Annotated in this window: 19 protein-coding genes; 9 read left to right on the top strand and 10 right to left on the bottom strand. The window is 67.9% G+C overall.

Annotated elements, in window-relative coordinates; genetic code table 11:
• The first annotated feature begins 518 nt into the window (after positions 1-518).
• The 4 genes from TMO_RS19345 (at position 519) to TMO_RS19330 (ending at position 4300) form a co-directional block, all read left to right on the top strand.
• Complete coding sequence (locus TMO_RS19345; RefSeq protein ID WP_014747372.1) at positions 519-1727, top strand: hypothetical protein; 1209 nt, start codon at positions 519-521, stop codon at positions 1725-1727.
• 118 nt (positions 1728-1845) lie between these two features.
• Positions 1846-2523: a hypothetical protein gene (locus TMO_RS19340; protein ID WP_014747371.1), complete on the top strand. Its 678-nt coding sequence runs from the start codon at positions 1846-1848 to the stop codon at positions 2521-2523.
• A 180-nt stretch (positions 2524-2703) separates the two neighbouring features.
• Positions 2704-3111 (top strand): nuclear transport factor 2 family protein, encoded by a 408-nt coding sequence (locus tag TMO_RS19335; RefSeq protein WP_014747370.1) that lies wholly within the window; start codon positions 2704-2706, stop codon positions 3109-3111.
• A 127-nt stretch (positions 3112-3238) separates the two neighbouring features.
• A complete protein-coding gene (locus tag TMO_RS19330; RefSeq protein ID WP_014747369.1) occupies positions 3239-4300 on the top strand; it encodes an aldo/keto reductase in 1062 nt (353 codons plus the stop codon).
• Positions 4301-4373: 73 nt separating this feature from the next.
• Here the strand turns inward: TMO_RS19330 and TMO_RS19325 are convergent, their stop codons facing one another.
• The 9 genes from TMO_RS19325 to TMO_RS19285 all read right to left on the bottom strand — a co-directional run bounded on the left by TMO_RS19325 (position 4374) and on the right by TMO_RS19285 (position 11346).
• Complete coding sequence (locus tag TMO_RS19325; protein ID WP_014747368.1) at positions 4374-5270, bottom strand: LysR family transcriptional regulator; 897 nt, start codon at positions 5268-5270, stop codon at positions 4374-4376.
• Positions 5271-5363: 93 nt separating this feature from the next.
• The gene (locus TMO_RS19320) at positions 5364-6017 is read right to left on the bottom strand and encodes an isochorismatase family protein (RefSeq protein ID WP_014747367.1); all 654 of its coding nucleotides are present in this window, start codon (positions 6015-6017) and stop codon (positions 5364-5366) included.
• A 32-nt stretch (positions 6018-6049) separates the two neighbouring features.
• Positions 6050-6364: an NIPSNAP family protein gene (locus TMO_RS19315; RefSeq protein ID WP_014747366.1), complete on the bottom strand. Its 315-nt coding sequence runs from the start codon at positions 6362-6364 to the stop codon at positions 6050-6052.
• Positions 6361-7305, bottom strand: a complete 945-nt coding sequence (locus tag TMO_RS19310) for a hydroxymethylglutaryl-CoA lyase (protein WP_014747365.1) — start codon at positions 7303-7305, stop codon at positions 6361-6363. Before TMO_RS19310 ends, TMO_RS19315 begins: the two co-directional genes overlap by 4 nt.
• A gap of 11 nt (positions 7306-7316) precedes the next feature.
• A complete protein-coding gene (locus tag TMO_RS19305; RefSeq protein ID WP_014747364.1) occupies positions 7317-8513 on the bottom strand; it encodes a CaiB/BaiF CoA transferase family protein in 1197 nt (398 codons plus the stop codon).
• The gene (locus TMO_RS19300) at positions 8514-9218 is read right to left on the bottom strand and encodes a GntR family transcriptional regulator (protein ID WP_014747363.1); all 705 of its coding nucleotides are present in this window, start codon (positions 9216-9218) and stop codon (positions 8514-8516) included.
• 14 nt (positions 9219-9232) lie between these two features.
• Positions 9233-9976, bottom strand: coding sequence for an arylmalonate decarboxylase (locus tag TMO_RS19295; protein ID WP_014747362.1), 744 nt, complete (start codon positions 9974-9976; stop codon positions 9233-9235).
• Between the two features lie 141 nt (positions 9977-10117).
• Positions 10118-10957 (bottom strand): hypothetical protein, encoded by an 840-nt coding sequence (locus tag TMO_RS19290; RefSeq protein WP_014747361.1) that lies wholly within the window; start codon positions 10955-10957, stop codon positions 10118-10120.
• 5 nt (positions 10958-10962) lie between these two features.
• Complete coding sequence (locus TMO_RS19285; RefSeq protein WP_014747360.1) at positions 10963-11346, bottom strand: cupin domain-containing protein; 384 nt, start codon at positions 11344-11346, stop codon at positions 10963-10965.
• A 457-nt stretch (positions 11347-11803) separates the two neighbouring features.
• On the opposite strand from TMO_RS19285, the gene TMO_RS19280 reads away from it, so the two are divergent.
• The 5 genes from TMO_RS19280 to TMO_RS19260 all read left to right on the top strand — a co-directional run bounded on the left by TMO_RS19280 (position 11804) and on the right by TMO_RS19260 (position 15616).
• Positions 11804-12544 carry a hypothetical protein gene (locus TMO_RS19280; RefSeq protein ID WP_014747359.1) on the top strand — a complete coding sequence of 247 codons (741 nt, stop codon included), beginning with the start codon at positions 11804-11806 and terminating at the stop codon, positions 12542-12544.
• 24 nt (positions 12545-12568) lie between these two features.
• The gene (gene folE, locus TMO_RS19275; RefSeq protein WP_014747358.1) at positions 12569-13195 is read left to right on the top strand and encodes a GTP cyclohydrolase I FolE; all 627 of its coding nucleotides are present in this window, start codon (positions 12569-12571) and stop codon (positions 13193-13195) included.
• On the top strand, positions 13192-14409 hold the full coding sequence (locus TMO_RS19270; protein WP_187297855.1) for an MFS transporter: 1218 nt from the start codon (positions 13192-13194) through the stop codon (positions 14407-14409). The genes folE and TMO_RS19270 overlap by 4 nt, the downstream gene beginning before the upstream one ends.
• Before the next feature lie 72 nt (positions 14410-14481).
• Positions 14482-14889, top strand: coding sequence for a CidA/LrgA family protein (locus tag TMO_RS19265; protein ID WP_014747356.1), 408 nt, complete (start codon positions 14482-14484; stop codon positions 14887-14889).
• The gene (locus tag TMO_RS19260; RefSeq protein ID WP_014747355.1) at positions 14882-15616 is read left to right on the top strand and encodes an LrgB family protein; all 735 of its coding nucleotides are present in this window, start codon (positions 14882-14884) and stop codon (positions 15614-15616) included. The genes TMO_RS19265 and TMO_RS19260 overlap by 8 nt, the downstream gene beginning before the upstream one ends.
• A gap of 13 nt (positions 15617-15629) precedes the next feature.
• Here TMO_RS19260 and TMO_RS19255 read toward each other — a convergent pair whose 3' ends face one another.
• On the bottom strand, positions 15630-16121 hold the full coding sequence (locus TMO_RS19255; protein WP_014747354.1) for an Rrf2 family transcriptional regulator: 492 nt from the start codon (positions 16119-16121) through the stop codon (positions 15630-15632).
• Positions 16122-16127 lie beyond the last annotated feature (6 nt).

The following is a 16127-nucleotide window of genomic DNA, read 5'->3' as shown; positions in this document are numbered from 1 at the left end:
GGCCCGGATCAAGTCCAGATTTTCGCCCATGCGTATTTCGTTTTCATATCCATGGAATCTGACCGCAGGACATATCCGCAGCCCCATCGTCCATCACGGGCCTGATCAGACCGGATTCGACAAGAGGGGGTCGTTAAACCGGCCCAGCATCACCGGCATGGTCTATTCACGCGGCGGGTGATGCCGGATCCGCCACCCGACCACCACTTGCACCCTCTTCCGTCAGGCTATCGTCTTGCCGGAACCAGCCTCCTCTTGCCCGGGATGGCGATTTCACGCACGATCGTTCGCATAGCGAAACATATATCCGTCCAATACTTCGCAGCATGGCAGCGACATCTCGCGATACCGGCCTTTGATCTGGACCACATGGATCGCATCGCCATCCATGGGACTGTCCGTCGGGCATGGCGAACGGTGCGTCGCGCCCCTTGGTCTCGTGAAGTAAAAAACGCCATGACGGCAGCTGCCGGTCCTCGTGCTATCCTGCGTGCCTGAGCGACGATCGGCAGAGAGCCATGGATGCGCTGATCACCGCCGCCGCCCGCGCCCTGGCGGCGGGCGACCTTTTGGGCGCCCTCAATCGCGTGTCGCTCCGCGACGACCCGCCGGCGCTGGCGCTGCGCGGCATCGTCATGGCAAGGCTCGGCGAATTCGGCCGGGCGCGGGATCTGCTCGCCCGGGCCGGACGGGGCTTCGGCCGCGGCAATCCGGCGGCGCGGGCGCGCTGCAACCTGGCCGAGGCCGAAATCGCCCTGGTGCTGCGCGACATCGCCTGGCCGCCGGGCCTTCTGGACCGCACCCGCGCGGTGCTGGAAGCGGCCGGCGACCATGCCAATGCCGCCCATGCCCGGATCATCGAGGCCCGCCGCCTGCTGCTGATCGGCCAGCCGGGCGCCGCCGGCGACGCGATCGCCGGGCTCGATCCCGGCCGGATCCCGACGGCCCTTGCGGCCGGGCTGCACCTGACCCGGGCCGGCATCGCCGCCCGCCGGATCGCGGCGGCCGAAGCCGCCCGTGACCTCGATGCCGCCGCGGCGGCGGCCGCGGCCAGCGGCATCGCCGAACTCGTAGCCGAGGTGGCCACCGCCCGCCGCCAGCTCGACGCTCCGGCGGCGCGGCTGGTCCGGGCCGGCACCGACCGCATGGTCACGCTGGCCGAGATAGAGGCCCTGCCGGCAGAAGCGGCCCTGGTCGTCGATGCCTGCCGGCTGATCATCCGCGACGCCAAGGAAACCCGTCAGCTCGCCACCCGCCCGGTGCTGTTCGCGCTGGCCCGCCGGCTGGCGCTGGCCCATCCGGCCGATGTGCCGCGCGCGGTGCTGATCCGCGAAGGTTTCGGCGGCCGCACCGCCGACGAGAGCCACCGCGCCCGGCTCCGGGTCGAGATCGGCCGCCTGCGCCGCCTGCTCCACCCGCTCGCCCGGATCCATGCCACCCCGGCCGGCTTCGTTCTGCACCCCGCCCGCCCCGGCCCGGTCGCCCTGCTCGACCCGCCGATCGAGGCCGGCTGCGGCCGCATCCTCGCCCTGCTCGCCGATGGCGAGGCCTGGTCGACCACGGCACTCGCCGTCGCCCTCGGCACCAGCCCGCGCACCATACAGCGCCTCATGGAACGCCTGGCAGCCACGGGCCGCGTCCGCCCCACCGGCCGCGGCCGCACCCGCCGCTGGACGGTCCCCGCCCTCGGCGGTTTTCCGACGATCATGCTGCTGCCGGGGGTATAGGCTGATGCGGCGAGCCAGCCGCGCCTTCCCGACAGCATTGTTACTCTCACCCCCACCCCTCCCCGATCCAGGCTGAGGCTCGGACATGATCCCACCGCAGATCCCAAGGGAGGTTCCCATGACCAAGACCCTCACATCCCCCACCGCCACCGCCACGCCCGCCACGGCCGATGCCGAGATCCTGCGCGACTACGGCCCCTGGCCCGGGGTCGATACCGTGCACGGGGTCAGTTTCGACGGCAGCCATGTCTGGTTCGCCGTCGGCCCGGCGGTGAATGTGCTCGACCCCTCGGATGGCCGGGTGGTCCGCTCGCTGCCGGTGCCGGGAGAGGCCGGCACCGCCTTCGACGGCCGGTTTCTCTATCAGATCGCAGGGCCGGTGATCCGCCGGCTCGACCCTGAAACCGGCGCGGAGCAGGGCACCATCCCCTGCCCGGGCAATGGCTGCGCCTCGGGCCTCGCCTGGGGCGAAGGCACGCTCTGGGTCGGCCAGTTCGACGACCGCCGCATCCTGCAGATCGACCCCGAAACCGGCGCCGTGCTCCGCCAGATCACCTCGGACCGCATGGTCACGGGCGTCACCTGGGCGGGCGACGAACTCTGGCACGGCACCTGGGACGGCGAGCAGCAGACGGCCGATCTCCGCCGCATCGATCCCGAGACCGGCGGCGTAATTGCCGTGATCGCGATGCCGGCAGGGCTCGCGGTCTCGGGGCTGGAAAGCGACGGCAACGGCACCTTCTATTGCGGCGGCGGCCGCAGCGGCAAGATCAGGTCGGTGCGTAAGAGCATCTGAAGCCGCTTCGCACCCCAAAAACAGAGCCAGCGCCGGATCCATCCCACGGGTCGGCGCTGGCGCTTTTCATTTTCCAAATTCGGAAAACGATCACCCGATCTTCGCCATATTTTTCCGAAGACGGAGACGGCAGTCTGAGGTCGTGACGTGACGCAAGAACGGCCCGAAAGGAGACGCGCCGTGAACCGAGAGCAGCATGAACAGACCGCCAAAGCCTTTCTGGAGGCGCTGGGGCGGGGCGATACCGACACCATGTCCCGGCTCAGCACCGAGGATCTGACATGGTGGATCATGCCCGGGAACAAATTTTCGGGCACCCATGCCAAGGGCCCCTATCTCGCGGCCATTTCGACGCTGTTCGAGAATGCCGCCGGCCATCTGGCGCTCGACTATGGCGAGATCACCGGAGAGGCGGACCGGCTGGCAATCGTCGCGCGGGGCGACCTGCCGATGACGGACGGCCGGCACTATCGCAACACCTATCATTTCCTTCTTCATTTCCGTGACGGCCGGATCGCGCGCGGCCAGGAGTTCACCGACTCGCTGCACATCAACGAGATCTTCGGCGCGCCGGACACCGCCGCCTGAGATCGTGCCGCGGCCGCCGCGGACCCGATCACCCGTCACCACAATCAGATCACTCGCCACAGCCCGAGGGCACGGCGCCGGAGGATATCCGGCCCGAACGGGCGGCCTCGTCTTCAGGAGATGCAGGATGAAGTACAGGACATTGGGCAATACCGGGCTTCTGGTCTCGCAGCTTTGCCTGGGCACCATGACCTTCAGCGACGGCACCGGTGTTTACGAGCATATCGGTGACGTCGACCAGGCGGGCGCCGATGCGCTGGTCAAGGCCGGCATCGATGCCGGCATCAACTTCTTCGACACGGCGGATGTCTATTCCGCCGGGGCGAGCGAGCAAACGCTCGGCCAGTCGTTCAGGAATCTGGGGATCCCCCGCAACGAGGTCGTGCTGGCGACGAAGGTCTACAGCCGGATGGGCCCCGGCCGGAACGATGTCGGCGCGTCGCGCGGCCATATCATGGACGCGGTCGAGGCCAGCCTGCGGCGCCTTCAGACCGACCATATCGACCTCTACCAGATCCATGCCACCGACATGGTGACGCCGGTCGAGGAGACGTTGCGGGCCCTCGACGATCTGGTCCGGCAGGGCAAGGTCCGCTATCTGGGCGTGTCGAACTGGCAGGCCTGGCGGATCGCGACCGCGCTCGGCATCTCGGCCCGACTCAATCTGGAGCGGTTCAACACGCTGCAGGCCTATTACTCGATCGCCGGGCGGGATCTGGAACGGGAACTGAAGCCCCTGCTCGACGCCGAGAAGATGGGCCTGCTGGTCTGGAGCCCGCTGGCCGGCGGGCTGCTGTCGGGCAGGTTCAGCCGCGACAACCAGTCGCCGGAAGGCGCACGCCGCTCGTCTTTCGACTTCCCCGTGGTCGACAAGGACCGCGCCTGGAACGTGATCGACGTGCTGAAACCGATCGCCGAGGCCCATGGCTGCAGCCCGGCCCGGATCGCGCTGGCCTGGCTGCTGTCGAAGCCGGTCGTGACTTCGGTCATCGTCGGCGCGAAACGGCTCAGCCAGCTGGAGGACAACATCGCCGCCGTCGACATCGTGCTTGGTGACGACGAGATCGCACGGCTCGACGCCGTCAGCGAGCTGCCGCCGGAATATCCCGGCTGGATGCTCGCCACCCAGGGCGCCGACCGCCTGGGGCCGGTCGACCTCTGGGCCGGCCGCACCACCCGCACCTCGTAACCGACGCGCAGGCCAGGGGCCGGGGGGGCCGGGCTCCGGCAGGTCAGGTGCCGGCAGGTCAGGTGCCGGCAGGTCAGGCGCCCGGCCCGCGCCCCGACAGCGCAGGGTTGGTGCGCATCACCTGATCGGCCAGAAAATCCCCGACCGCCCGGACCCGGGCCGAGGCCACGAGATCGGCATGGGTCACCAGCCAGACATCGTTGCTGAACAGCCGGTCCGACGGGATGACCGGCACGAAATCCTCGGGCGCGGCCAGAAAATCCGGGATGACGGCAAGCCCCAGCCCGGCGCGCACGGCGGCGATCTGGGCCGGCAGGCTGCTGGTGACCAGGGCGATGCGGCAGCCGGGATGTTCCCGCGCCAGCCAGACCGCCGCCGGCATGAAGCCATGGCCGTCATCCCAGACGATGGCATGCCGTCCGCCAAGCGGCTCGCCGTCGATGGGCGGGTGGCGCGCAACATAATCCCGGCTGCCATAGACCGAATAGGTCATGTGGCCGACGCGCCTGACCGTCAGATTGCCCCGTTCCGGCCGGACCACCCTGAGCGCGATATCCGCCTCGCGCCGGCCAAGCTCGGCGGTGGCGGTGCTGGTGATGATCTCCAGACAGATACCCGGATAGCGCTCCCGAAAGGCCGGCAGCGCCGGAATGATCAGATCGGTCGCCAGATTTTCCGAGGTCGCAAGCCGCACGCTGCCGGCCGGCGCCTTGTCCAGCCCCGCCACCCCCCGCTCCAGCGCCATGACGCTGTCTTCAACCAGCTCGGCATGCCGCAGCAGTTCACGCCCCTCGTCCGAGAGGAAATAGCCGGTCTGATGGCGCTGAAAGAGCGTCATGCCGATGCTCGCCTCAAGCTGGGCGATGCGGCGGCTGACGGTGGACTGGCTCACCCTCAGCTCGGCCGACGTCCGGGTCAGACTGCCGGTGCGGGCCACCGCGAGGAAGACTCTGAGATCGTTCCAGTCCATCCGGCCCGTCCATCCGGGTTGTGCATTTCTGCCGGCCTTTCTCTGATCAGGATCCCCGTTTTCCGGGAGAGCGGCAACAGGCTTCGGGCCGGTTCATGAACCGGCGGGATCCCGGCCGGTGGCGGCCAACCTCCCCATCACCTCCTCCACCTCCACCACATCGGCATATTTCGCCTGCAGGTCGAACAGATTGGCCTCATGCGGCCCCGGCGCCCGGTCGCCCACGGCCTCGCGGACCACGATGGGGATGAAGCCGTGCTGGAGGGCGTCGAGGGCGGTGGCGCGGATGCAGCCGCTGGTACTGACGCCGGTGATGATGGTCGTGTCGACGCCCAGTGCCGTCAGCGTCGAGGCGAGCGAGGTGCCGAAGAAGGCGCTGGCATATTGTTTGGTCACCACGATTTCGCCGGGCGCGGGCTCCAGCCCGCGGGCGAAGTGGCCGAGCGGCGAGCCGCGGTCGAAGACCTTGAGCGCTGCAACCTTGCGATAGAACAGCCCGCCATCGGCGCCGCCCGCCTGGTATTCGACATTGGTGAAGATCACCGGAATTCCGGCGGCACGGGCCGCGGCCAGCAGGCGGTGGATGGCCGCCAGCATGTCCTCCACCCCGGCATAGAGCGGCGAGCCGGGGTCGAAATAGGCCTGGACCACGTCGACGATCACCAGCGCCGGGCGCCGGCCGAAGCCGAGCGCGCCCATGAAGCCGGCGCCCTGATAGTCCGTGGTGAGATCGGTGTCGGCGCTCATGGGCGGATCCTCGATGGAGACGAATGAAACGATCAGCGCAGCGGCGAGAAGGCGGTGGGCACCAGGATGCGGTTTTCCATCGCCTGGATGAACGGCGTCACCCTGGGCAGGAAGGCGCGCCAGTCTTCCGAGGCGGCGAGTGCGGCGCGCCGGGTCTCGCGATCGGCCATGCTCTCATAGCCCCAGAGATGGACCACGCCGTTGATCATGCCCACCTCGGTGGTGAAATAGCCGATCAGATTGCCCAGGATCGGCCGGATGATGCCCAGCCCCTCGCGCTCGAACACGGTCAGGAACTCGCGCAGATGGGCGGGGGCGATGGTGTAGCAGCGTTCCTCGACGATCATGCCGGCATCTCCTGGCGGGCAGCTTCCTTCGCCTGCGCCTCCTTTGCCTGCGCCTGGCGCCACCAGGCCGCCATGCGCCCGCCCAATGGCCGGTCGAGCAGGGTTTCGGCCAGGGCGACCGCATCGAACAGCCGGCGCCAGTCGATACCGGTCTCGATGCCCGCCTCGCTCAGCATAAAGACCAGATCCTCGGTGGCGAGATTGCCGGCGGCACCGGGCGCGAAGGGGCAGCCGCCCAGGCCGCCGAACGCGGCGTCGAAGCGGCGGATGCCCGCCTCCAGCCCCGCCCAGGCCATGGCCAGCGCCAGGCCGCGGGTGTCGTGCAGATGCAGCGCCAGCCGGTCGGTGCCGACACCGCCGGCGAGGGCGGTGACGATGTCGCGGATCTGCGCCGGGTTGCCGGCGCCGATGGTGTCGGCGATCGCGACCTGATCGGCGCCGGCCGCGACCATCTCTTCGGTCAGCGCCACCACCCGGGCGAGCGGGGTTTGCCCCTCGTAAGGGCAGGCGCAGGCGGCGGCGACATAGGCGCGCACGAACACGCCCTCGGCCTTGGCCCGCCCGATCACCTCGCGGCAGACGGCGCGGGCCTGATCCAGCGACATGTTGATGTTGCGCCGGTTCAGCGTCTCGGTGGCCGAGAGCACCAGGGCCACCGCCCGGGCGCCGGCGGCGGTGCCGCGTTCATAGCCGCGCATGTTCGGCACCAGCGCCATATAGTCCACCCCCGCCCGCGCTGGCAGGCCGGCGAGCAGGGCCTCGGCATCGGCCAGCTGGGGCACCGCCTTCGGGCTCACGAAGCTGGTGACCTCCAGCGAGGTGAGGCCGGCATCGAGCAGCAACCCGGCCAGACGCAGCTTGTCGGCGGTGGCGACAGGCACCGGCTGGTTCTGCAGCCCGTCGCGCAGGCCGACCTCGGTGATGGTGACGCGATCGCTCATGCTGTCCTCCCTCAGCCGATGATGCCGCGGGCGCGCAGCGCGCCGCGGGCCTCGGCGCCCAGCCCCAGCAGCTCTTCCAGCACCTCGTCGGTATGACTGCCGAGCAGCGGCGGCGGGGTATAGACCTCGTCGGTCATGCCCGACATCTTGACCGGATTGCCCGGCATCTCGACCCGCCGGCCCGAGGGATGGGCCACCTCCACCACCATGCCCCGGCCGCGGATCTGCTCGTCGGCCATGGCATGGGCGATGTCGTTGACCGGCGCACAGGGGATCTGGTTGCCGAAGCGCGCCAGCCAGTGCTCGCAGCTCTCGGTCTCCAGAATCTCCTGAAGCCGGGCATTGATGACATCGCGATCGGCCCAGCGGCCGGGCTGGGTGAGATAGGCGTCGCGGCGCAGGTCCGGCGCATCCAGGATGTCGACCAGCCGCTGCCAGAACTGATCGGTGATCACCGCCAGGATCACGTGGCGGGTTTTGGTGCGATAGGTGTTGTAGGGCACATGGACGAAATGGCCGTTGCCCGACCGGCCGGGCTCGCGGCCCGACAGCGACTGCATGGTCGCCATGTAATTCAGCATCGACAGCTGGCAGTCGAGCATCGAGATGTCGATATGCTGGCCCTGGCCGGTAAGGTTGCGCTGGTTGAGCGCCGCCAGAATGCCGATGGCGGCGAACAGCCCGCCGCCCAGATCGCCGATCGGAATGCCGGCCCGCAGGGGCGTGCCGCCGGCCTCACCCGTCAGCGACATGCCGCCGCCGATGCCCTGGGCGACCAGATCGAAGGCCGGGCGATCGGGATTGGGGCCGGTCTCGCCGAAGCCGGTCACCGAACAGGTGATGATCCGCGGATTGATCGCCGCCAGCGTCGCATGGTCGATGCCCAGCCGGCCGGTGACGCCGCGGCTGTAATTGTCGACCACGATATCGGCCTTGCGCACCAGATCATAAACCAGCGCGCGGCCCTCTTCGGTCTTCAGGTCGACGGCGACCGACTGCTTGTTGCGGGCGAGCGTCAGGAAATAGGCGCCCATGCCCTCGATCGAATGATCGGGATCCTTGGCCAGCAGCTTGCGGGTGCCCTCGCCGGTCTTCACCGGCTCGATCTTGATGGTGCGCGCGCCCAGATCGGCCAGCAGCATCGTGCCATAGGGCCCCGAGAGCATATGGGTGAAGTCGAGGATGATGACATTGTCGAGCGGTCGCATTCAGGGGGCTTTCGGTTCGGCCGGAGGGGAGAGGGAAAGATCGGCCACCAGCGCATGGCGGGCGGCATGGACATGGGCGCGCATCACGGCGCCCGCCCAGTCGGCGTCCCGCGCGCGGAAGGCGTCCACCAGCTCGCGGTGATGGGCCATGCTGCGGACAAGCTGGCGGTCGTGATAGCGCCGGAAGGTGCGGTGAACCAGGATCAGATCGACGGTCTGGGTCAGCAGCCCGGCCAGGCGGTCATTGCCGCAGGCGGCGGCGATGCGGGTGTGGAAGTCATGGTTGAGACCGGTGATCCGGTCGAGGAAGCCGGCCGGCCGGCGGGCCGCCAGATCCTCCATCCCGGCCGCCAGCGCCTCCAGCGCGTCGATATCGGTGGCCGTCAGATGCCGGGCGGCCTGCTCCGCCACAGCCGCCTCCACCAACGCACGGACGGCAAAGATGTTTTCCAGATCGGTCACGCTCCAGCTCGACACGAAGGCGCCGAGACCGGGGGTCAGCTCCACCAGCCCTTCGGTGGCGAGCCGGCGGAGCGCTTCACGAACGGGTGTGCGACTGACGCCCGAAATCTCGGCCAGATGCTCTTCCCGCAACCGGTCCCCGGGGGCGAAACGGCCCTCCAGAATGCCGGTGCGGATGGTGGCATAGGCACGCGCCAGGGCTGTTTCGGGTGGGGCGGTCTCGATATCGGTGGGGGGCGTCACGATGGCAGCCTTCTTCAGTGCTTCAGCAGCAGCGATCCCCAGCCATCGATCCGGTCGTCGATCCCCTGGGCACGCAGGGCATGCCAGAAGATGGCGGTGTTGATCGCGATCACCGGCTTGCCCAGCCAGGTTTCGGCGAAACCGGCCAGCCGGGCCATGGCGAGGTTGGTGCCCACCTGAACCACGGCGTCGACATCGGGCCCGTCGACCTCGCGGATCGCGGCGGCAAGTTCCGCCTCCTGGACATGGGCGATCTTTACCGGGCTTGCGCATTTCAGCCCCTTGATCCGGGGCACCTCGTAGCCGCATTCCTCGAAGAAGCGCACGACATTGCGGTCGCCGACCGGCTGATAGGGCGTGATCACCGCGATGCGCTTCGCGCCATAGATGCCCAACGCCGCCTGACAGGCATCGGAGCCCATCGAGACCTGCAGCCCGGTATGGGCCTCCAGCTCCGCCTTCAGCTTCCGGCTGGCGGCAAGCCCGTCCCAGAAGGTTTCGGCCGAGATGCCGAGCACCAGACGGTCGGGCTCGCATGACATCACACTGTCCACCGCGGCCATCTGCGCCTCGGCGATCAGCCGGATCAGCTCGTTGAAGTCGTCGTCATTGTGGATCGCAATATTGGGGATCGCAATCCGGGCAATATGGCTGGTGACGCCATGGGGCGCCATCCGGTCGAATTCAGGCTGGACACTGGTATTGGTGCTGGGGACCAGCACGCCGAACTTGGCACGCCACCCGAGACTGTCGCCCATGGGAGTCTCTTTCATAGTTATGTTAGCCCCTCGGCCCAAGCGGGTGCTGCCGCACCCTTGGCCGCCGCCTCAATGGCGGCTGGGAGCCAGGATTGGTTGAGGTTGGTGCCAGGATTGGTTGAGGTTGGTGATTGTCATCCATCACGACCACAGGACCAGCCGGCCCGTGGGGAGGCGGCCGATGAAGGAGCCGATGGAGATGCGGTCATGGCCCGGGGCGGCGCGGCCGCCTGCGATCTCGTGCGGGTTGCGGGTGTTGAAGATGACCACGTCGCCCGCGACCGCGCGGAAGGTGAAGCGCTCGGCGCCGGCCACGGTCTCAGGAGGCAGGCCGTAGCTTTGCGGGATCTCGCCCGGCGCGTGCGCAGGCGTCCAGGGCGCGTGATGGATGGTGGTCTCGCCCCCCTCCACCAGCTCCTGGGCATAGAAATTCCAGCCGAGCTGCGCATCGATCGCCGCGATGTCATAGGCAGGCGAATTGACCGGCGCCCAGTCGGCATGCAGATCCACGCCTTCCGAGGCATGCCGGATGATGCCGGCATAATAGCGCCCGCCCGCCTCTTCGGCGATGCCGACACCGGCGGGGCTCACCGCCGCCAGCCGGTCGATCAGCCGCCCGACCGCGTCGAAGGCCCGGGCCTGCACCGCATCGCGCCGCGCCTCGACCAGGGCGGCATCGCGGAAATAGTCGGATTTGGGCCGGTCCCAGCGATATTCATACTGGGCGAGGCCGATATAACCGATCCGCCGCTTGACGCTGTAATAGGAGAGATCCGCGTCCGAGACCGCCTGCGCAAAGGCCGCACATTCGGCAGGGCTCGCGAAGCCGGGGATGCGGATCGCCGGGATCTCGTCATCCAACAGCGCGCGCAGGCTGTCCGCGGTCAGCGGCGCTTCGGCGGCCGATCGCCAGCGCGGCCGGGTGGGGAGGCCGGCCTCTGTATACAGCGGCGCCGGGTGATGGGTCGCAAGCGTCGCCACGGCCCTCACTCCCAGGTCTTGCGCGGCGGCGACTTCACCTCGACCTGAAGGCAATCCTCCAGCGCCTCGCTGTAATGCTCAACCCCGACCGGATGGACCCAGGAACTGCCGGCCGTGGCAATGAACTCCTCGCCACCAATCACCAGCCGCATCTTCCCGCTGATCAGATAGGCCACGGTCTCATGATCCATGTGCTTATGCACTGGATCGATCAGCCCTTTCTTACGGAAGACTTCCAGAAACAGGATATGCTCACCCACGGCCATTTTCTTCACCGTGACATGCCCCTGTTCCTCGACACCCTCCACCCGGTTGATCACTTCCGGCACCACATCGGCCGAATTGACGTGCAGATGGCTGGTCCGCTGCATAATGCGCTGGTCGTCCACGACCCGTCTCCCTGATTGTTACTTGTGCCCGGCCGGCTGGGGGGCGGCCATTTTGTCTGGACAAGTTACTGTATGCAGAGGGCGGGGGTGGGCGCAAGGGGATTTGTCCGGACAATATCGACCAGATGCCAGCCTCGCACACACGTACAACGCATTGATGGCCGCCGGCGCGGAAGCTGAGACATCACTCCGCGTGGCAGCCGTGACCAGATCATCAACCCTGATTGTCCTTGAACATCAACATCTATGACATTATGATTGAATTGTGACAATATAATAATGTCCTATGCCATTAATATCGGCAGTGCGCCACCACTGCCCTCCGGCATCTGACAGTCGCGGATCCTGGTGCCTTCAAACCGGTGCGCCTGCAGGCGGGCTTCACGGTCCACCAAGACGACATCGTCCGAAGACCCGCCGAACAGATCCGCCCCTTCGTTGTGCAAGGAGACGACGTATGTCGCTGGTTTCCGAAAACTTACGCCCCGCCCCCGCCCCCAAGGCCGCCACCGACGACGACATCCGCGACGTCCTGGCGCTCGTCACGCCAGAGGAGTATCAGGCCGCCTGCGATCAGCTGGCCCGCATGTACGGGCTGCGATACCGCGAGGCGGCCGGACATCCGCTCAACATCAAGACCATCATCAAAGGCCGCGACATCACCTTTGCGCAGGGCGTTTCCCTGTCGTCGCGGATGTTTATGCTTCTGCACAGCCTGGGGCACTATTTCTTCATCTGTGCTGCGAAGGACAAGAAGATCGAGCGCTATTCGTACATTTATGATCTGCGCGGCGTGCAGTCTGCGCTTCACTACTATGAAACCGAAGGCCAGGCCAACGGGCTCGATGCGCCGCCGGAGATGACCGATCAGAAGCGCAAGGATCGGGTGTCGTTCGAAGTCGGCGCCAATAATTTCGCGACCGACCTGCTCCGCCATATCGGCTTTGCCAGGGGCGAGACGGTCGTGCGGACCTACGAGGCCGGGGATATCAATTACATCGTCGACGTCTCGGGCTATGGCAAGAACGCCATCGTGCCGACCGACAATGATTATCTGCGCAAATATGTCTGCGCCGGTCTGACGATCGATCCCGATGACACCTATGACGATGGCGTCTACGATGCGGCCAGCTTCCGCATCGACGGCATCGACTGGGATTACATCGAAGACATCAAGCTGGAAATCCATTTCTTCTAGGATTGTGCGACGGGAGGATTGACCATGCCTGATGCCGTATCGGCCGCGCTCGACGCACGACCAACAGTTGCCGAGGCAGAAGAAGCCGTCCGGACGCTGCTCCGCTGGGCAGGTGATGATCCGGACCGCGAAGGATTGCTGGGGACACCGAACCGGGTCGTGCGCGCCTATGGCGAATTCTTCGCCGGTTATGCGATGGAGCCGCAGGAGATTCTCGCGCGCACCTTCGAAGAGATCGACGGCTACGATGAAATCGTGGCGCTGCGCGACATCCGGTTCGAAAGCCATTGCGAGCATCATATGGTGCCGGTCGTGGGAACCGCCCATGTCGCGTATCTGCCCCGGACCCGGGTCGTGGGCATCTCGAAACTGGCGCGTGTCGTCGAAGGCTATGCGAAACGGTTCACCATCCAGGAGAGGATGACGGCGCAGATCGCCAATGCCATCGCCACGGTTCTCGAACCGCGCGGGGTTGCGGTCGTCGTCCAGGCATCACACCAGTGCATGACCACGCGCGGCGTGCACAAGCCGGGCGTCGCGATGATCACCAGCCGGATGACCGGCGTTTTCCGGAAAGACCCAGGGGCGAGACTGGAGCTCTTTTCGCTCCTCGGCATGCGGCCCGGTGCCGGTCCGGAGGGGGCCTGTTGACGTCGACCAGTGCCTTGAAAGGCGGCCAGGGAAGCAGAGGCCAGGGAAGCAGCGGCACAGGCGCCTGGTTCGCGGTTCTGTGGGTCTGCCTGTTCATCATCGGCTCGGCGGAAGTCGTCGCCGGGCCGATGATGACCGTGATGGGCGCCCATTTCGGCGTGCCGTCCAGCCGCATCGCGCTTCTTCCCGCCGCCTATGGTCTGGTCTACGCGGCGGTCGCACTTGCCGCAGGCCCCCTCGCCGACCGCCTGGGGCGGAAACGGATGCTGACGGCCGGCCTTCTCGGTCAGGCCGTCACGCTCTCGGTCCTGCCGCATTGCGGCAGCCTCACCATCGCGGTCTGGCTGTCGGGACTGGCGGGGTGCAGCGCCGCGATCATCCAGCCGAACGCCTTGACCATCGTCGCCGACCAGGCACCGCCCGATGAGATCGGCCGGCGGCTCGCCAGGGTCTTTGTCGGGCTGATGGCGTCTTTCGTGATCACACCGGTCGTGGCGGGCTGGATGGCGAGCGGCATAGGCTGGCAACATGCCTACCATGCCCTTGGCGCGACGGCGTTTCTCTGCGCCATCGGGGTGGTCGCCCTGTGCCCGCCGGGCAAGCGGGGGCGTCCGGCATCCTTCTTCGCCACGCATGGCGCCGCGCTGCGAACGCCAGGCGTGCGGTCCGGTCTTGCGACCAGCTTTCTGTGGCTGGGATGTGCCGCCGGCTTCGGCGCCATCGTGGCCAATGTCGCGGCCCGCAGCCTGCCGATCACGACCGCGGGGGCGGGTCTCATCGCGGCATGGTTCGGGTTTGTCGTCATCATCGGCAATCTCTGCGGCCATACCCTTGAACGGCGCTGGCCAGGCCGGGCGCTGCCGGCCCTTGCTGCCGCCTCGGCCATCGGCATCGCCCTCTTCGCCCTGCCCGCGGGCTCACCCTGTCTTCTGGCAGTTGCGGGGACACCCTGGGCCTTCGGCTACGGGGCCGCGGGGCCGCTTCATCACGCACGTCTGAACCATCTCTCCGAACGGTGGCGCAGCACGATCAATTCCTATCACGCCAGCCTGCTCAATCTGGGCATCTTTGCGGTTTCGGGCCTGTATGCCGTCATGACACCGTACCTGTCGCCCGGCTGGTTCTGCGTCGTCATCGCCACCCTCTGTTTCTCGGGAACGGTCTTCATGCCCGGCACGGGGCGCAGCCTCTCTGCCGCAAGGGCCGGGAGATGACAACCGCATTACCCCTTCCCCCACCCCTGATGCATACTGCCCGCCGCCACGCACAGCATCGTGAAGGGTTCCATGGCGACGGGGTGGAAGAAGGCCGGCGCGGTCTGCGTCGGAATGGTCGGGTTCGTTCTGGCCTGCATGGCCGGCAGCTGGCTGTCGGCGGTAACCGGGATCGGGCTGCCGGGGCAGATTCTGGCGGTGCCGATCGTGCTGGCGGTGCTGGCCTGGGTGCCCGTCGCGCGGCGGCCAATAGAAGCCGCCGGGGATGTTCTGCTGCCGCTGCTGGGGCTGTTCCTGATCCCGCCCGCCACCCGGGCCCTGCAGGCGATGGTGGACGATCCCGGGCGGCTGCCGGGGCTGGTGGCCGCGATCGCCCTGACCTTGCCGGTCACGGTGGCGGTGACGGTCGTGGTGTTCACCCGCCTGAGGCGGCAGCCGCCGATCCCGGCGGCGGAGCGCGGGGCGCGCGGCCATGACTGATCCCGTCACCGAGCTTCTGGCCTGGGCGCGGGCGCTCTCCTGGCAGGGGGTGGCGCTGCTGGCGCTCACCTTCGCGGCCTGGGCCGCGGCGCGGCGGTTATGGGCGGCGGCGCGGGGCTCGGCCTTTCTGACCCCGGTGCTGACCGCGGCGGTGCTGATCATCGGCGTGCTGACGGCGATCGATCTTCCGATCGGGGATTACGGCCGTGCGACCACGCCGCTATCGGCCGCCCTGCTGCCGGCGACCGCGGCCATGGCCGTGCCGCTCTGGCGGATGCGGGTCTATCTGCGCGCGGTCTGGCGGCCGCTGGTGGCGGGCACGATCGCCGGCGGCGCCACCTCGTTCCTCGGCATCTTCCTGATCGGCCCGCTGCTGGGCCTGCCCCTGCCCGACCAGTTGGGGCTGGGCCTGCGCGCGGTCACGGCGCCGGTCGCGATCCCGCTGGCACAAAGCCTGGGCAGCACCATGGACGTCACCATGCTCGGCATTCTGGGCAACGGGCTGTTCGGGGCGATGGTCACCCCGCTGCTGGCGCGGCTGGCGCTGACCCGTCTGGCGGGCCTGCGCGACGACGACCGCGTCACCGGCTTCACCCTCGGCCTCACCAGCCATGCGATCGGCGTGGCCCATGCCGCCCCCCGCGGCGGCGACATGGCGGCGATGGCGGCGGCCGGCATGCTGGCGAATGCGGTCTGCACGACGCTGATGGTGATCCCGCTGCTCTGACCGCGGCCCGGCCTCAGCCCTCGACCGGGGAGATTTCTACCGGAGAGGTTTCTACGGGGCAGGCCGGCCCCGCCAGCCCGATATCCGCCAGCCGCCGCTCGAAATCCTGCGCCAGATCCTGAAGCGTCACCGCCGCCAGCCGGGCGCGCAGCACCGCCTCGGCCTCGGCCAGCGCGCCCGCCAGCGCCGCATCCACCGCCTGCTCCACCAGACAGTCCGGGTTGTCGTGGGCAAGGCCGATCGCGAAGATGGCAGGGTCGCCCACCGCCCGGTGCACATCCAGAAGCGTGATGTCGGCCAGCGGCCGGGCCAGGGTCCAGCCGCCGCCATGGCCCTTTTCCGAGCGCACATGGCCGGCTTCGCGCAGGCCCGCCATGGTCCGGCGCACCACCACCGGATTGGTCGACAGCATCGCCGCGATGGCGTCCGAGGTCATCGGGCCGTCATGGCGGTTCATGTGGATCAGCACATGCAGCATGCGCGACAGGCGGCTGTCGGATCTCATCGCGTG

Origin of the sequence: Tistrella mobilis KA081020-065, from assembly GCF_000264455.2 — a bacterium.
GTDB lineage: Bacteria > Pseudomonadota > Alphaproteobacteria > Tistrellales > Tistrellaceae > Tistrella > Tistrella mobilis.
This window is presented reverse-complemented; position numbering and strand designations above follow the sequence as displayed.

Coding starts and splice junctions, on each gene's coding strand:
- TMO_RS19345 (WP_014747372.1), top strand. CDS start 519: ATGGATGCGCTGATCACCGCCGCCGCCCGCGCCCTGGCGGCGGGCGAC.
- TMO_RS19340 (WP_014747371.1), top strand. CDS start 1,846: ATGACCAAGACCCTCACATCCCCCACCGCCACCGCCACGCCCGCCACG.
- TMO_RS19330 (WP_014747369.1), top strand. CDS start 3,239: ATGAAGTACAGGACATTGGGCAATACCGGGCTTCTGGTCTCGCAGCTT.
- TMO_RS19325 (WP_014747368.1), bottom strand. CDS start 5,270: ATGGACTGGAACGATCTCAGAGTCTTCCTCGCGGTGGCCCGCACCGGC.
- TMO_RS19320 (WP_014747367.1), bottom strand. CDS start 6,017: ATGAGCGCCGACACCGATCTCACCACGGACTATCAGGGCGCCGGCTTC.
- TMO_RS19315 (WP_014747366.1), bottom strand. CDS start 6,364: ATGATCGTCGAGGAACGCTGCTACACCATCGCCCCCGCCCATCTGCGC.
- TMO_RS19310 (WP_014747365.1), bottom strand. CDS start 7,305: ATGAGCGATCGCGTCACCATCACCGAGGTCGGCCTGCGCGACGGGCTG.
- TMO_RS19305 (WP_014747364.1), bottom strand. CDS start 8,513: ATGCGACCGCTCGACAATGTCATCATCCTCGACTTCACCCATATGCTC.
- TMO_RS19295 (WP_014747362.1), bottom strand. CDS start 9,976: ATGGGCGACAGTCTCGGGTGGCGTGCCAAGTTCGGCGTGCTGGTCCCC.
- TMO_RS19280 (WP_014747359.1), top strand. CDS start 11,804: ATGTCGCTGGTTTCCGAAAACTTACGCCCCGCCCCCGCCCCCAAGGCC.
- folE (WP_014747358.1), top strand. CDS start 12,569: ATGCCTGATGCCGTATCGGCCGCGCTCGACGCACGACCAACAGTTGCC.
- TMO_RS19265 (WP_014747356.1), top strand. CDS start 14,482: ATGGCGACGGGGTGGAAGAAGGCCGGCGCGGTCTGCGTCGGAATGGTC.
- TMO_RS19260 (WP_014747355.1), top strand. CDS start 14,882: ATGACTGATCCCGTCACCGAGCTTCTGGCCTGGGCGCGGGCGCTCTCC.
- TMO_RS19255 (WP_014747354.1), bottom strand. CDS start 16,121: ATGAGATCCGACAGCCGCCTGTCGCGCATGCTGCATGTGCTGATCCAC.